The organism is Burkholderia thailandensis E264, from assembly GCF_000012365.1.
In the GTDB taxonomy this organism is placed as follows: Bacteria; Pseudomonadota; Gammaproteobacteria; order Burkholderiales; family Burkholderiaceae; genus Burkholderia; species Burkholderia thailandensis.
Window position 1 is genome coordinate 1995626 of the sequence record NC_007650.1, and the last position, 15884, is coordinate 2011509.

General features: G+C 74.1%; 6 protein-coding genes. All 6 read right to left on the reverse strand.

Annotation, left to right across the window (positions count from 1 at the left end; translation table 11 throughout):
- Nucleotides 1-6: 6 nt before the first annotated feature.
- From BTH_RS08535 to BTH_RS30280, 6 genes are read right to left on the reverse strand one after another with little or no spacing between them, the layout of a single operon-like run.
- Nucleotides 7-753: a polyketide synthase gene (locus BTH_RS08535; RefSeq protein ID WP_009897626.1), complete on the reverse strand. Its 747-nt coding sequence runs from the start codon at nt 751-753 to the stop codon at nt 7-9.
- Nucleotides 750-1550 (reverse strand): enoyl-CoA hydratase/isomerase, encoded by an 801-nt coding sequence (locus tag BTH_RS08540; protein WP_009897627.1) that lies wholly within the window; start codon nt 1548-1550, stop codon nt 750-752. Before BTH_RS08540 ends, BTH_RS08535 begins: the two co-directional genes overlap by 4 nt.
- Entirely contained in the window at nt 1547-2803 is a 1257-nt protein-coding gene (locus BTH_RS08545; RefSeq protein WP_011401355.1) for a hydroxymethylglutaryl-CoA synthase family protein, read from the reverse strand. Before BTH_RS08545 ends, BTH_RS08540 begins: the two co-directional genes overlap by 4 nt.
- Complete coding sequence (locus BTH_RS08550) at nt 2787-4040, reverse strand: beta-ketoacyl synthase N-terminal-like domain-containing protein (protein ID WP_009897630.1); 1254 nt, start codon at nt 4038-4040, stop codon at nt 2787-2789. The genes BTH_RS08545 and BTH_RS08550 overlap by 17 nt, the downstream gene beginning before the upstream one ends.
- Nucleotides 4033-4281, reverse strand: coding sequence for an acyl carrier protein (locus BTH_RS08555; RefSeq protein WP_009897631.1), 249 nt, complete (start codon nt 4279-4281; stop codon nt 4033-4035). The genes BTH_RS08550 and BTH_RS08555 overlap by 8 nt, the downstream gene beginning before the upstream one ends.
- A gap of 34 nt (nt 4282-4315) precedes the next feature.
- Nucleotides 4316-15874: a non-ribosomal peptide synthetase gene (locus BTH_RS30280; RefSeq protein WP_119027190.1), complete on the reverse strand. Its 11559-nt coding sequence runs from the start codon at nt 15872-15874 to the stop codon at nt 4316-4318.
- Between the last annotated feature and the right edge of the window lie 10 nt (nt 15875-15884).

Below are 15884 nucleotides of genomic sequence, written 5' to 3' on the forward strand. Positions count from 1 at the left end.
GCTCCCTCACTGGCCGAACCTCGATTCGATGCGGGCCTTCACATCGTCGTTGTGGAATGTCGCGTCGTGCATCGCCACTTCGTCCGCGACGATCGACGGCAGTTGCTCGCGCAGCCCGCGCACCATGTGCGACTTGAGCGTGACGAGCGCGCCGCGCGGCTTCTGCGCGACCTGCGCGGCAAGCGACAGCGCGTGCGGCAGCACCTCGTGCCGCGGCAGCACGGCAAACGGCACGCCGCGCCGCTCGAGATCCGCGCCGCGATAGGTCTGCGCGCCGAGCAGCATCTCGTGCGCGAGCGCGAAGCCGAGCTTGTGCGGCACGACGGCCGTCGCGCCCATGCCCGGCGTGAAGCCGTACTTCATGAAGTTGGTCGTGTAGACGCTCTCGCGGCTCAGGATCACGAAGTCGCAATACATGCCCATCACGAAGCCGCCGCCGATGCCGTGCCCCTGCATCGCCGCGATCACGGGCACCGGGCAGTCGAGCGCGAGGCTGTACATGTTGACGTCGGTGAACGCGAGCTCGCCGCGCTGGATCGCGAGCAGCCCTTGCTGCGTGCCGCCGCACGCGAAGTAGCTGTCGTAGCCCGTCATCACGACGCACCGGCACGCGGGCGAAGCGGCCGCGCGCGCGAACGCATCGATGAGCCCGCCGACGAGCGCCTCGGAAAACGTGTTCTTCGATTCGCGGTCGTGCATCGTGAAGAGCAGCGTGCCGTCCTGCGGCTCGCTGACCGTGACTGCGTGATTCATGCGTGTCCTCCGTGCGGCGGGGTCGATTCCCACGGCATGCGCCCGTGCTCGACGAACGAGCGGATCGCGGCCAGATTGCGCGCGTCGGCGAACGCCTCGCGGTTCAGCGCGAGCGCCGCGTCGCGCGCGCGCTCGACGAGGCCGTCGAGCTGCGACGCGTAGCGCTTGTAGCGCTCGACGCCCGCGCGCGGCAGCCGGCGCAGCCGCGCGAGGTGCGCGCGCAGCAGGCGCTCGGGATGCTCGTCGCGCGCGTCGACGAGCCCCCACTCGCACGCCTGCGCCGCGTCGAACGGGCGCGTCATCAGCGTCATGTAGTGGGCCCGCTGCCAGCCCACCTTGCGGATCAGGAACGGCAGCACGCACGCGGGCAGCAGCCCGAACAGCAGCTCGGAGAGCCCGAATTGCGCGCGCGGGCCCGCGAGCGCGATGTCGCACGCGCTCACGAACCCGAGCCCGCCCGCGTTCGCGCGCCCCTCGACGTACGCGATCGACACGAACGGGCCGCGCAGCAGTTGCGTCCACAGCGCGTAGAGCGGCGCGGGATCGAATTCGGCGGGCCCCGCCGCGGGCTCGTCGGCCGCGGCGGCGGCGAGCGCGCCGAAGTCCGCGCCGTTGCAGAACGTCTGGGCGTCGCCGCGCAGCACGACGACGCTCGCGTCGCGTGCGAGCCGCTCGAGCGCGTGCGCGCATTCGGCGACGAGCGTCGCGTCGATCGCGTTGCCCGCGCCCGGCCGATGCAGCGTCAGATAGCCGACGTTCGCGTCGATCTCAACTTCGATCGTCGAATAGCCGCTCATGACCAGACGTACTCGCGGTGGAATTCGCGGATGCGCGCGAGCACGAGACGGTTCTTGCCGGCGAGCATCGCGCGCGGGCCGGGCAGCAGCGACGCGCCGAGCTCGACGTTGCGCGTGCCGAACCGGACCGCCCCGCTGCCGAGCAGCAGCGCGTCGTACTCGGCGAGCGAGAGGCGGTAGCGCGCGTCGAGCTGCTGCCCGATGCGCATCGCGGCGAGCCGGCGCTGCCCTTCCTGCGTGACCACGCCGCTGAAGAACTCCGAGCAGCAGCCGGAGCCGTACGAGAAGAGCCCGATGCGCCTGGGCGTCGAAAAATCGCCGTGGTCGATCGTGCTCGCGAGCGACAGAAACACGGTCGCGCCCATCACGTTCGCGACGCGCTGGCAATACGCGAGCCCCGGCTCGACGCGCGCGACGAAATCGGCTTCGGCCTCGTCGGCGCGCGCGCGCACGACCTTGCGCATCATGCTGCGATGCGCGCCCTTGACCATTCCGCCGAACGGCGTATGGAACGCGAGGTACTGGAACGTGTTCCGATAGTCGGCGCCCGTGACGCGGCTCGCATACTCGCCCCACGCGCGCTCGCAGCATTCGAGATACGACATCAGCGACAGGTCCGAATCGCCCGCCTCGCTGTCCGGCACCGGCCGGCACGTGTCCATCACCTCGTAGCCGTAATAGCCGTGCGCGCCGACGTCGAGCTGGAACACGGCGGGCGCGTCGCTCACGAGCATCGCGACGGCGCCCGCGCCCGCGCTCGGCTCGGCGAACGACCAGTCCTCGGAGATCGCGTCGCCGCCTTCGACGACCATGAAGCGCGAGATGTCGGTGGCGACGACGAGCGCCTTCGCGCCCGGCGAGGTCTGCGACAGGATGAAGTTCACGGCCGTCTGGAAGCCGGCCGTGCCCGAATAGCACGCCTGCTTGACCTCGAACAGCCGGCAGTTGCGGTTCAGGCCGAGATGGTGATGCAGGTAGGTGCTGATCGACTTGCCGAAATCGATGCCCGATTCGGTGCACGTGATCAGCATCTCGATGCGCTCGCGCTCGGCGTCCGACAGCGCGTCGACGATCGGCTTCGCCGCGTTGACGCCGAACGTGATCGGGTCCTCGAACGGCAGCGCCACCGCCTTCTCGCGCATCAGCAGATTCGCGAAACGCGACATGTCGAGCTTGCGGTGGCGCGCGAGCTCGCTCACGTCGAGCGCGGCCGATCCGCCGTAGACGTTCATGGCCTCAATACCGACCGGCATGGGATACCTCCTCGCGTGGAATTCGTTGGGAAACGTGTTCGAGGCACAAGGCGGCGTTGATGCCGCCGAAGCCGTAGGAAAGCTTCAGCGCGCGGCCGACGCGCGCCGGCTGCGGCGCGCCGCGCACCCATCGCGCGGGCGCGATCGGATCGTCGAGATTGCGCGTCGGGTGCAGCCGCGACGCCTGCATCTGCAGCACCGTCGCCAGCGTCTCGACCGCGCCCGCCGCGCTCAGCGCGTGCCCCGTCAGCGACTTCGTCGCGTTCAGCCACGCATGGCCGAGCCCGGCGGCCGCGAGCGCGGCGAGCTCGATTTCGTCGCCGCTCACGGAGCCGCTGCCGTGCGGGTTCACGTAGTCGACGTCGGCCGCGCGCCAGCCCGCGTGCGCGAGCGCGCGGCCGATCGCGTCGGCTTCCGCGTCGAGCGTCGCGTTCGGGCCGCGATTCGCGCCGCTCACGACGCTCCAGCCGGCGAGCGCCGCGCGCGCCCGCGCGCCGCGGCGGCCCGCCGACTCGGGCGACTCGACGACGAGCGCCGCGCACGCTTCGCCGTAGATGAACCCGTCGCGCGCGCGATCGAACGGGCGGCACGCCGCGCCGGGATCGTCGGCGAAGCGCTCGGAGCCCATCGCGCCGAGCGAGCGAAACGCCTGGCATTCGAGATGCGACAGATCCGCGAGACCGCCGACGGCGACGCACGCGTCGAGCTCGCCCGCCTGCACGAGCCGCGCGGCCTCGACGACGGCGAGCAGCCCGCTCGCGGACGCGCCGCCCACCGTGCAGGCCGCGCCGCGCACGCCGAACGCTTGCGCGCACGCGCCCGCGAGGTCGGTGTCCATGTACGACACCGCGTGATTCGGCCGCACGTAGAGCGGCCGCTCGCGGAACGCCTCGTGCACGCGCGCGAGCTCGCGCTGCTGCAGGTTGGAGCCGCCGATGACGAGACCGACGCGCGCGGGATCGAGCTCGCGAAGCGCCGCATCGGCCCACGCCTCGCCGAGCGCGGCGAGCGCGGCCCGCGCGGGCAGCGAAAGCCGCTGCGCGCCCGCGAACGCCGAGGCCGGCAGCTCGAACGCCGGCAGCTCCGCGCCGAGGAATGCCGACGCCGCGTGCTGGCGGCCTTCGCGGCGCATCACGCCGAACGCCGCGCCGCCCGCGAACAGCGCGGCCTCGAACGCCGGCACCCCGATGCCGATCGGGCTCACGACGCCGAGCCCCGTGACGACCGCTCTAGCCATGGCGCGCCTTTTGCGCGAGCAGCGCGGCGAGCTCGCCGATGTTGGCCGGCCCGGCGAGCTCGGTGAGCGAGCAGCGGATCGACAGCGCCTCCATCGTCATCATCAGGATGTCCGCGCGGTCCATCGAATTCGCGCCGAGCGTCTTGAAGCTCTCGGAAGGCTGGAACGGATGCTGCGCGAGATGCGGCACGACCTCGCGCGCGTGGGAGACGAGCAGTTGAAAGACGGCTTCTTGGTTCATGGCTGGGTTCCTTCCGGCTGAATGAAAAAAGGCTTCACGGCTGCGCGAGCGGCTCGGGCCGCGCCGCGCGCGACTGCATGCGCCGCCAGATCGCGTCGGCGTCGCCGGCGTCGAGCTCGCCGCGCTCGATCGCGCGCAGCAATGCGTCGGTATCGGTGTGGGCAGCGGCGTCGGTGTGCGCGGGCGGCGCGGCGGCGCGGGCGGCAGCGGGCAGCGCGCGCGCGTCGGGCTCGCCGGGCTCGACGCCGGCGAACGCGCCCGCGCGCGCCGCCTGCGCGGCCGGCAGGCGCGCGCCGAGCTGCGTGCCGACGAATCGCGCGAGCGCCACGACGCTCGGGTGGTCATAGATCGCGACGGCCGGCAGCGCGGTGCCGAAACGCCGGTTCACCGCGGTGATCCACTCGACGCCCACGATCGAATCGAGCCCGAGCTCGGCGAACGGCTGGTCGACGCCGATCTCGGCGGGCTCGACGTAAAGGGCCTGCGCGAGGCTGTCGACGAGATGCGCGCGGATCGCGTCGAGGCTCGTCGCGCCGGCTGCGTCAAGCGCGCCGTCCGCGCGCGCGGGCGACGCAGGCGGCTCAGGCGGCGCGGCGGACGCGAAGGGCGCCGGCGAAACCGCCCCCGACGCAGACGAAGCCGCCGCTGCGAACGCCGACGGCGCAGCCTGCGGCGCGGATGCGTCGCCGCGCGCGACGCCGGCCACACCGGGCGTCGCGTTCGACGACACGTGGCGCGCCATCGCGCGCACGCTCGGATGGTCGTAGATGACGGTGGCGGGCAGCGCGGTGCCGTAGCGATCGTTGATCGCGCGGACCCACTCGACGCCGACGATCGAATCGACGCCGAGCGCGTTGAACGTCTGCTCCCGGTCGATCTCGTCCGTCGTCGCCATCAGCGCGGCGGCGAGCGAGCCGGCCAGGAACGCCTCAATGTCGAGCAGCGCCGCGCGCGGGTCCGGCGCGGCGGCCGGCGACGCGTGCTGCCGCGACGACATCCGCGGCGGCGACGAAGGCAATGGAGACGGCGACGACGGTGACGGTGACGACGCGGCCCCAGGCCGCGCGCGCGCCGCCGCGGCGGCGTCGGTGTCGAGCATGACGGTCGGCTTCGGTCGCGGCGTCGCGACGTAGCCGGCCGCCGTCGCCGGCGCGAGCACGACTCCCGGCTTCGCGCCGGCTGTCGCGAACGCGTCATGACTGGCCGGCGCGGCGACAGTCTCACCCGTCGAGGCCGCGACGGCAGGGCTCGGCGTGCCGGCCCTACTCGCCGTGCTCGCCGTGCTCGCGGCACTTGCAGCGCCCGCCGCACTGGCGACACTCGCCGCGCCCGCGCCGCTCGCGGCATGCTCGACGCCCGCCGGACCCGCCGCCCCGGCGACGCCCGCGACGTTCGCGACGCCCGCCGCGCCCGGCAGCCCCGCCAGGTTCGGCACGCCCCAATGCCGGTCGCGCTTGAACGGATAGGTCGGCAGGCTGATCCGCGCGGGCGGGCTGCGATGCAGCAGCGTCCAGTCGAGATCCACGCCGCGCACCCACAGTTGCGCGAGCCGCGCGAGCTGACCTTCGGCAACCCATCGGCCGACCGCGTCGCGAAACGCGTCGTCGCGCGCGAGCGACACGAGCGTTTCGTCGCGCTCCGCCCGCCGGGCGAAGCCGTCGGCATCGCCCGGCAGCGCCTGTCCGTCGAACAGCGCGTCGTTCGCGAGCGCATCGAGCCGCGCGGCGAGCGCATCGCGCGTCGCGACGATCGTCGCGAAACGATAGGCCATCGCCTCGCGCCCAACCTGCAGCGTGTAGGCGAGCGCATCGAGCGGCGTGCCGCCCGCGTCGGCGAGCAGCCGCGCGCGCAACCGGCGCGCCCGTTCCCGAAGCTGCTCGGGCGAGCGCGCGGACAGCACGACGAGCTGGTCGGACGCGGAGCGCACGGCCCGCTCGCCGTCGCTCGCGACGTATTCCTCGACGATCAGGTGCGCGTTCGAGCCGCCCGCGCCGAACGACGAAACGGCGCACACGCGCGGCCGGCGGCGCGCGACGCCGCCGGCTTCGCCCGCGTCGACGGCGGGCGGCCAGTCGGCGCGCTCGCGCTGCACGTAGAACGGCGTCGCCGCGAAATCGATGTTCGGGTTGAGCACGTCCGCGTGCAGCGACGGCGCGAGCGTGTCGTGCTTGAGCTGCATCAGCACCTTCGTGAGCGCGGCGACGCCGGCCGCGCTTTCCGCGTGCCCGATGTTCGACTTGACCGAGCCGATCGGGCAGAACTGCTTGTCCTGCGTGAACTCGGCGAACGCGCGGCTGAGCGCGTCGATCTCGATCGGGTCTCCGAGCGACGTGCCGGTGCCGTGCGCCTCGACGTAGCCGAGCCGCCGCGGATCGACGCCCGCCTCGCGCAGCGCGCGCAGGATCACGCGCCGCTGCGACGCCGGATTCGGCACCGTGAAGCCGTTGGTGCGCCCGCCGTGATTGAGCGCGGAACCCTTGATGACGCCGTAGACGTGATCGCCGTCCGCGCGCGCTCGCGCGAGCGGCTTGAGGACGACCGCGCCGACGCCCTCGGCGGGCACGTAGCCGTCGCCGCCCGCGCCGAAGCTCTCGCAGCGCCCCTTGCTCGACGCGAAGCGCCCGAACGACAGCAGCAGATACTTGTTCGGATGCAGCGTGAGGTTCACGCCGCCCGCGACGGCCGCCGCGCATTCGCCGGAGCGCAGGCTCTGGCACGCGAGATGGATCGCCGTCAGCGACGACGAGCACATCGTGTCGACGGCGATGCTCGGCCCGTCGAAATCGCAGAAGAACGACACGCGGTTCGCGATCGACGACGGGCTGCTCGGCAGCGCGCACGGCTCGCCGAGCGCGCTCGCCTGCGCGCCGTAGAGCTGATACTCCTGATACATCACGCCGACGTACACGCCGACCGCCGCGTCACGGCCCGCGCCGCCCGCGAGCGTGCGGGGCGTGTAGCCGGCGTCCTCGATCGCCTCGTAGACCGTTTCGAGGAACAGCCGCTCCTGCGGATCGACGATCGCCGCCTCGCGCGGCGACATGTTGAAGAAGGCCGCGTCGAAGCGGTCGACGCCGTCGACGAAGCCGCCCCACTTCGCGTAGGTCGTGCCCGGGTGCGCCTTGTCCGGATGGAAGTAGCGCGCGTGATCCCAGCGCTCGGCGGGCACCTCCGTCACGCAGTCGCGGCCGTCGCGCAGGTTCGCCCAGAACGCGTCGACCGAATCCGCGCCCGGATAGCGTCCGGCCAGGCCGACGATCGCGATGTCGAACGCGTCGCGGGCGGCGTCGGGCGCGCTCGCTTGCGCCGGCGCGTGCGCCTGTGCCGGTGCCTGCGTTCGCGTTTCCGGTGCCGCGCGCTCGCGCCGCGCATGCGCGCTCGCTTGCGCCGGCGCGCGCGCGGATTCCGATGCGGCTGCGGTTTGGGATGCTGGCTCCGGCTCCTGCCCCTGCCCCTGCCCCTGCCCCTGCTCCGGCTCCAGCGAACGCGCGGCGTCGCGCGCCGGCTCGGCGGACGGCGCGCGCGGCGCAAGCGGCTGCGCCGGCGCTGGCGCGAGGCGCGCGCCGTGCCCGGCGGGCAGCAGCCGCGCAAGCCGCTCGCGATGATGCGCGACGAAATAGCAGGCGAGCTCGTGCAGCGTCCGGTATTCGAAGAACAGCGTCTTCGACAGCGAGCCGAACGCCTTCTCGAGCTCGCCGTTCATGCTGACGACGACGATCGAATCGATCCCGTAGCGCTCGAGCGGCGCGTGCGCGTCGAGCCGCGACGCGGGCGTGTGCAGCGCCGTCGACAGCAGCCGCTTCAGGAGCGCGAGCGCGTGCTCGGTCAGCCGCGCGTCGTCGGCCGGCGCGGCATCGGCCGGGCGCGCATCGGGCGCATCGGACGCATCGGGCGCGGCATGTGCGACTGCGGCGGCGGGCGCGTCGTCGCGCGGGCGGGCGCCGGCGTCGGCCGGCGCGGTCGCTTGGACGTTCATCTCGGGAAGCTCCGTGGAGGAAGCCGCCGGCTCGATCGAGGCGGCGGCGGGGTCGTCTTGCGTCGGCGCGCTCGCGGCGAGCCATGCGGCGCGGCGCAGCGGCGCCGGATCGCCGTGAAACAGCACGACGTGGCTCTCGCCGCACGCGAGCGCCGCGTAGAGCGCGCCGATCGCCGCGGGCGTCGGCATCGGCCGCATCCCGAGGCTGCGCTCGAGCGCGGCGAGCGAAGCATCGTCGATCCGCATGCCGCCTTCCGCCCAGAGCGGCCAGCCGATCGACACCGTGCGCCCGCGCCGCTCGCCGGCCGCAACGCGCGCGCGGCGCCAGTGCGCGAACGCATCCATGAACGCGTTCGCGCCGCTGTAGTCGACCTGCCCGGCATTGCCGAGCGCGCCCGCCACCGACGAGAACAGCACGAAGCAATCGAGATCGAGCGACGCGGTGGCGGCATCGAGATGCCACGCGCCCTGCGCCTTCGGCGCGATGACCGCATGCAGCGCACGGGCGTCCTTGTTCAGGATGAAGTCGTCGTCGAGCACGCCCGCGCCATGCAGCACGCCGTCGAGCCGGCCGTGCCGGCTCACGATGCTTCGCACGGCGTCGCGCACGCGCGCGCCGTCCGTCACGTCCAGCGCGATGCGATCGACGGTGACGCCCGGGGCGTGCGGCGTGTCGGAGGCGTCCGTTGCGTGCCGCGCATCGGCGCGCGCCGCGCCTGGCTGCGTGCGGCTCGCGACGACGACGGTCGCATTCGCCGCGTGCGCGGCGATCGCGTCGATCAACCGGCGCGCGATGCGCCCGCCGCCGCCCGTCACGAGATAGACGCCGCCCGCCTTCCACGGCGGCGCGGCCTGCTCGGGCCACGCGTCGAGCTCGGCGAACGTCTCGACCTCGAGCGCGCCGTCGGCGTCGGCGTCGGCGTCGTTCGCGCCGAATCGCAGCCGGCGCGCGTCGGGCATCGCCGCGCAGTCGGCGAGCGCCGCCGCGATGCGCGCGGGCGAAAGACGCGACGGCAGCGCGATCTGCTGCCCGAGAACGCACGGCTGCTCCAGCGCGGCCGTCTTCAGCATCGCCGCGAGCGCGGCGGCGAACCACGGCGCGTCGTCGAGCGACACGAGCTGCAGCAGCCGCGGCGACGTCGGCCGCGCCCGCACCGCCGCCTGCAGCCGTTCGAGCACGCGCGCCGCAAGCGCGGCGAACTGTCCGGCCGGGTCGGCATCGGCGGGAATCGGCCAGACTTCGCATGCGACGCCGCTCGCGCCGAGCGCCGCCCGGATCGGCTCGGCCGCACGCGCGTCGACGCCGACGAGCACGACCTCGCGCGGCACGCCGCCCGACGCGCCCGGCACGCCCGAGGCCCGCGCGCCACGCCATCGCGCGCGCACGGCGAGCGTGCGCGACGGCGCGCGCGCCGGCTCCCGCACGAAGCGGCGCGCGGCCAGATCCCGCACGCGCACGCAGACGTTGCCCGCGTCGTCGACCAGATCGATGTCGATTTTCGCGAGCAGCGCGTCGTCCGACGCGGTGCGGCCGCCGTCCGCGTGAGCGCCGCCGATGCGCCGCACGCGAATCGACGCCCACATCTGCGGCGCGCACGGCGCGAGCACGTCGAGGCGGCCGAGCGCGAACGGCACGGGCGCGGCGTCGAGCCGTTCGAGCTCGTCGGGCGTCTCGGCGACCGCGGCGAGCGTCGCCTGGAACGCCGAATCGACGAGGCCCGCATGCATCGGGCGCGCGTCGGCGTCGGGCAGGCCGGCCAGCACGATGCGCGCGAGCAGGTGCTCGCGCTCGCCGCGCACGTCGACGACGCCGCGATGCGACGGCCCGTAGTCGAGCCCGAGCCGCGCATAGGTTTCGTAGCAGCGCGCCGCGCTCAGCCGCGGCGCCGCGCACCGCTCGCGCAGCGCATGCAGATCGATCTGCCCGGGCGCCGGCTCGGCGATCCGCTGCACGTGCCCCCGGCAGTGCAGCGCGCCGCCGCCGCCGGCGGTCTCGCTGCGGATCTCGAACGCGACGAGGCCGTCGTCGTCCGCCGGCGCGAACGCGAGCCGCACGGTGACGCTCGCGTCGACGACCTCGACGGGCCGGACCCACACGACGTTCGCCAGCGCGACCCCCGCGCCGGCGCCCGCCGCGGGCGCGAGCGCGCGCTCGGCCGCCGCGTGGATCATCTCCAGGTACGCGGCGCCCGGCAGCACGCGGCGGCCGTGCAGCAGGTGATCGCGCAGGAACGGCTCGCCGCCGTCGAACGTCGACGTGAACGCGACCTGCGACAGCGTCGACACATTCCGGTGCAGCAGCGGATGAAGCCGGCGCGACGGATCGTGCGCGTCCCGCGCGCCGCCGTACACGTCGCCGCCGAACGGATAGCCCGGCAGCCCGATTCGCCGGCCGCCGCGCGAGAGCGCGCGCCAGTCGACGTCGTCGCCCGCGACCCACCGCTCGGCGAGCCGGTGCGCGTCGCCCGCGTGCGCATGCGTCGCGTCCGCGCGCGCGGCGCCGCGCGGCGCATGCGCGCCGCCCGCCGCGACGTAGGCGGCGAGCTGCTCGCACAGCATGTCGATCGAGTCCACGACGAACGCGGCGCGCGAGCCCATCGGCTGCCGCCCGCGCTGCAGCGTGAACGCGACGTCGGCGAGCGCCGGCCGCCGCGCGTCGTCGCCGCGCAGCGCGTCGAGCAGTTGCGCGGCGCGCTGCGTCAGTTGCGCAGGCGTCTTCGCCGACAGCGGCACGACCGTCTGCGCGTCGGGCGCATCGGGCGCATCGGGCGCATCGGGCACATCGGGCGCTCCGGTCGCGCCGGTCGCAATCGCGGCGTCGCGCGCGTCGCGATGCGCTTCGACGAGCGCGTGCGCGTTCGTGCCGCCGACGCCGAACGCGCTCACCGCGGCGAACGTGCGGCCGGCGCGCGGCGCGATCGGCGTCGCGCGCTCGACCACGTAGAACGGCGACGACGCGAGATCGAGCGCCGGATTCGGCGCATCGAAGTTCAGGCTGGGCGGCAGCATGCGCTGCTCGAGACTCAGCGCGACCTTGACGAGGCCGACGAGCCCGGCCGCCGTGTCCAGGTGCCCGACGTTGGTCTTGACCGAGCCGAGCCCGCAATGGCCCGTGCCCGCGCCGTGCGCGCGATACGCGTCGGTCAGCGCGGCCACTTCGATCGGATCGCCGATCTGCGTGCCCGTGCCGTGCGCCTCCACGTAGACGATGTCGGCCGCGCGCACGCCCGTCCTGCGCAGCAACGCGTCGATCACCTGCGCCTGGCCGCGCACGCTCGGCGCGTAGAAGCCGGCCTTCGCCGCGCCGTCGTTGTTGAGCGCGACGTCGCGCACGATCGCGTAGATTCGGTCGCCGTCGGCGAGCGCTTCCGCGACGCGCTTGACGAGCACCGCGACGACGCCCTCGCCCGGCACCATGCCGTCCGCGTTCCGGTCGAACGTCTTGATGCGGCCGTCGCTCGAGAAATTCAGCCCCGGCTGGTGGACGTAGCCGAGCCGCTCATCGGCGAAGAGCGTCGCGGCCGCGACGAGCGCCTGCTTCGCGTCGCCCGCGCGGATCGTCTGCCACGCCGCGTACAGCGCGGCGAGCGACGACGAGCAGTTCGTGTGGACGTACAGGCTCGGCCCGGTCAGCCCGAGCTTGTACGAGATGAGCGCCGGAATCGTGCCGCCCTGCTCGAGTATCCATCCGACGTAGTCGGCCGGATCGTCGAGCACCGCCTCGGCCGCCGCGCGCGCGCCGTCGGCCTGCTTCGCCGCGTACCGGCTGTGGCTCGCCGATACGAACACCGCCGTGTCGGGCGCGTCGGCGGGCACGTAGCCCGCGTCCTCGAACGCAAGCCACGCGTGCTGCAGCAACTGCCGCGCCTGCGGGTCCATCAGCGCGGCGTCGCGCATCGAGACGCCGAAGAACTCCGCGTCGAAGCGGTGCTTGTCGGCGATCGTCGCGCGCACGCCGACCGTCTGCCGCGCGCCCGCGAGCGCCGACGCGACGCCGTGCGCCATCAGCCGCCGCGCGTCGAGCCGCTCGAGCGCCGAGCGGCCTTCGCGCAGATTGCGCCAGAACGCGCGCGCGTCTGCGGCGCCCGGCACGCGCAGCGCGATGCCGATGATCGCGAGGCCGTCGGCCGGCGCGTCGCCGTGCGAGGCGGCTCGCGCGGGCTCGCCGTCGCCGCCGGCCGCGCCGCCGCGCGAATCGATTGCGGCGGCCTTCGATGCATGCGCATCGGACGGCGCGGCCGGCGGCGCGTCTGCCCGCTCGTCCGCCGCCCGGGGCGCTCGGTCGCGCTGCGCGCCCGCCGCCTCGCCTGCCGGCCGGCCCGGCGGCGTCGCCACCGCCGCGCCGGCTTCGACGCCCGCGCGCGCGTTCGCGCCGCCGGCGCGCGGGCGCGCCTCGGCCGACGCGATGTAGCCGGCGATGTCCCGCACGCACGCGTACTTGAACAGCGTCGTCGCGGAGAACGTCACGCCGAACCGCTGCTCGATGCGCGCGGCGAGCGCGACCGCGAGAATCGAGTCGCCGCCCGCGTCGAAGAAGCCGTCGGTCGGGCCGATGTCGCCGACCTTCAGCGTCTCGCGCCACAGCGCGAGCACCTCGCCCTCCAGGCCCCCCACCAGCCCGCCTGCCTCCAGCCCATCCGCCGCCTGCGCGCCGGCCGCCGCGGCGAGCGGCCGCGCGGCAAGCCCGCGGCGGTCGATCTTGCCGTTCGGCGTGAGCGGCACGGCGGGCAGCGCCTCGTAGCATGCCGGCACCATGTGCGCCGGCAGCGCCGCGAGCAGCCATGAGCGCAGCGCGGACCACGACGGCGCGGCCGCGCCGCCGCGCACGACCACGTAGCCGACGAGCCGCTTGAGCCCATGCGCCTCGTTGACGACGGCGACCGCGTCCTCGATCGCCGGATGGCGCTTCAGGTGCGCCTCGATGTCGCCGAGCTCGATGCGAAAGCCGCGCAGCTTCACCTGCGCGTCCGAGCGTCCGGCGAACTCGAGCGAGCCGTCGTCGCGCCAGCGCGCGATGTCGCCCGTGCGGTACGCGTTCGCGCCGCGCCCGGCATTGACGAACGGATCGCGAACGAAGCGCTCGGCGCTCAACTCGGGCCGGCCCAGATAGCCGCGCGCGACGCCGTCGCCCGCGATCACCATCTCGCCGTAGAGGCCGGGCGGCAGCAGCCGGTCCTGCCCGTCGACGATGTACACGCGCGTGTTCGCCAGCGGCGCGCCGAGCGTGATCGGGCGGTCCGCCGCAATCGGCGCCATCGTCGACCAGACCGTCGTCTCGGTCGGCCCGTACATGTTCCACGCGCGCGTGCCGGTTTCGGCGAGGCGCCGCCGCACCGTCTCGGTGAGCGGCTCGGCGCCGCAGAGGAGCGCGACGCGCTCGGCGTTGCGCCAGCCCGCTTCGAACAGCATCGCGCACGCGGTCGGCGTGATTTGCATGATCGTCGGACGACGCTCGGCGATCGCCTCCATCAGCACGCGCGGATCGCGCGCGGCGTCCGCTTGCGCGAGCATGCACTCACCGCCGACGGCGAGCGGCAGAAAGAGCTCGGGCACCGACATGTCGAACGCGTACGTCGCGAGCGCGAGCATCCGCTCGCCGGCCGCCATGCCCGGCGCGCGCGCCATCGAGCACAGCAGGTTCACGACCGCGCGGTGCGGCACCATCACGCCCTTGGGCTTGCCCGTGCTGCCCGACGTGTAGATCACGTACGCGAGATCGTCGGGCGTCGCGCGCGGCAGCGGCGCGCGCGAGCCGCCCGCCGCGCAGCGCGCCGCGTCGAGCATCACGCGCGCGCCGTCGGCGCAGAGCGGCGCCGCGACGGGCGCGGATTCGGCGTCGGTGAGCACGTGCTCGAGCTGCGCATCGTCGACGATCGCCCGCAGGCGCGCGTCGGGATAGCGCGGATCGAGCGGCACGTATGCGGCGCCCGCCTTCATGACGCCGATGAGCGCGGCGAGCAGATCGACCGAGCGCGTCATGCACACGCCGACGAGCGCGCGCGGCGCGGCGCCCGCATCGACGAGCGCCGCCGCGATCGCGTCGCTGCGGCGCTTCAGCTCGCCGAAGCCGAGCGCGTCGCGCGCATCGGACACCGCGCGCGCGTCGGCGCGCGTGCGCGCGTGCTCGTCGACCAGCTCGTGCAGGCAACGATCGTCCGGATACGGTGCCGCCGTCGCGTTCCATCGCGATACGATCCGCTCGCGCTCGGCCGGCGTGACGAGCGGGTAATCCGCCAGCGGGCGCCGCGGATCGGCAAGCGTCGCGTCGAGCAGGTGGACGAAGTGATCGAGCATGCGCGCGGCGCTCGCGTCGTCGAACAGATCGGGATTGAATTTCAGGTGCACGACGCTCGCGGACGCGCGCTCGAACACCTCGACGCCGATCTCGCTCTCGCCCGCCTGATGCTCGATCTGCAGGAAGCGCGCGCGGTGCCGCGCGCAGAACGCGGCCTCGGCGTCGGCGCCCGCGAAGTTCTGATACGCGAAGAGCGCCTGGAACACGGGCGCGAGCGCCGCGTCGCGCGGCACGTTGAGCCGCTTGACGAGCTCCGGGAACGGATACGCGGCGTGATCGCGGCCGGCGTTGAGCGTGCCCTGCACCTGCGCGGCGAACGCGGCGAACGTCAGCCGTGCGTCGACGCGGCTGCGCAGCGGCAGCAGATTGACGAAGTTGCCGACCGCGCCGCGCGCGGCGAGCGGCCGGCGCGACACCGGCACGCCGACGACGATGTCGTCCTGCGCGGCGTAGCGCGACAGCAGCAGCTTGAACACGGCGAGAAACAGCGCCGCGCGCGTGAGCCCGCCTTGCGCGGCGAACGCGGCGGCGCGCTCGCCGAGCACCTCGGGCAGCGCGCGCTGCACGACCTTGCCGTTGAACGTCTGCTGCGCGGGGCGCGGGCGGTCGAGCGGCAGCTCGAGCGCGGGCGGCGCGCCGTCGAGCGCGCGCCGCCAGTAGTCGAGCGTCGCGGCGGCGTCCGCGCTCGCGAGCCAGCGCGCCTCGTCGGCGACGTACGCGTCGTGTGCCGGCGCGAACGGCTCGATGGCGGGCGTCGCGCCCGCCGCGCGCGCGTCGTGCATCGCGAGCAGCGTGTCGACGAGCGGCAGCGTCGACGCGCCGTCGTACGACAGATGATGGACGACGAGCATCAGCACGAAATCGGCGCGGCCCCGCTCGAACGCGAAGAGCCGCCACAGCGGCCCCGCGCGCAGATCGAACGGCTCGCGCTTCGCGTCGGCGAGACGCGCGGCGAGCGCATCGTCGGACAACGCGCCGACGCGCTCGTGGCGCAACTGCGCGGGCGCCGACGAAAACGCCGCGCGCCGCGGCTCGCCGTCGCGCTCGACGATCGTCGACGTGAGGATCGGAAACGCGAGCGCGAGATCGAGACACGCGCGGCGCAGCGCATCGATGTCAAGCGCCCGCGCGACGTGCAGCACGACGGGCACGTGATACGCGGTGCTGCCGGGCGCCGCGCGCTGCGTCGCCCAGATGCCCTGCTCGACCGACGAAAGCGGCGCGCTCGCCGAGCGCTCGCGCAGCGCGTCGAGCACGCGCTGCGCCGAGCCGGTGTCGAGCAGGCCCTCGCGATAGGCGAGCAGTATGTCTTTCTTGTTCACGTGGTCTCCG

Excerpts from the sequence above, each read along its gene's own strand:
- BTH_RS08535 (WP_009897626.1), bottom strand. The coding sequence starts at position 753 with ATGAATCACGCAGTCACGGTCAGCGAGCCGCAGGACGGCACGCTGCTC.
- BTH_RS08540 (WP_009897627.1), bottom strand. The coding sequence starts at position 1,550 with ATGAGCGGCTATTCGACGATCGAAGTTGAGATCGACGCGAACGTCGGC.
- BTH_RS08545 (WP_011401355.1), bottom strand. The coding sequence starts at position 2,803 with ATGCCGGTCGGTATTGAGGCCATGAACGTCTACGGCGGATCGGCCGCG.
- BTH_RS08550 (WP_009897630.1), bottom strand. The coding sequence starts at position 4,040 with ATGGCTAGAGCGGTCGTCACGGGGCTCGGCGTCGTGAGCCCGATCGGC.
- BTH_RS08555 (WP_009897631.1), bottom strand. The coding sequence starts at position 4,281 with ATGAACCAAGAAGCCGTCTTTCAACTGCTCGTCTCCCACGCGCGCGAG.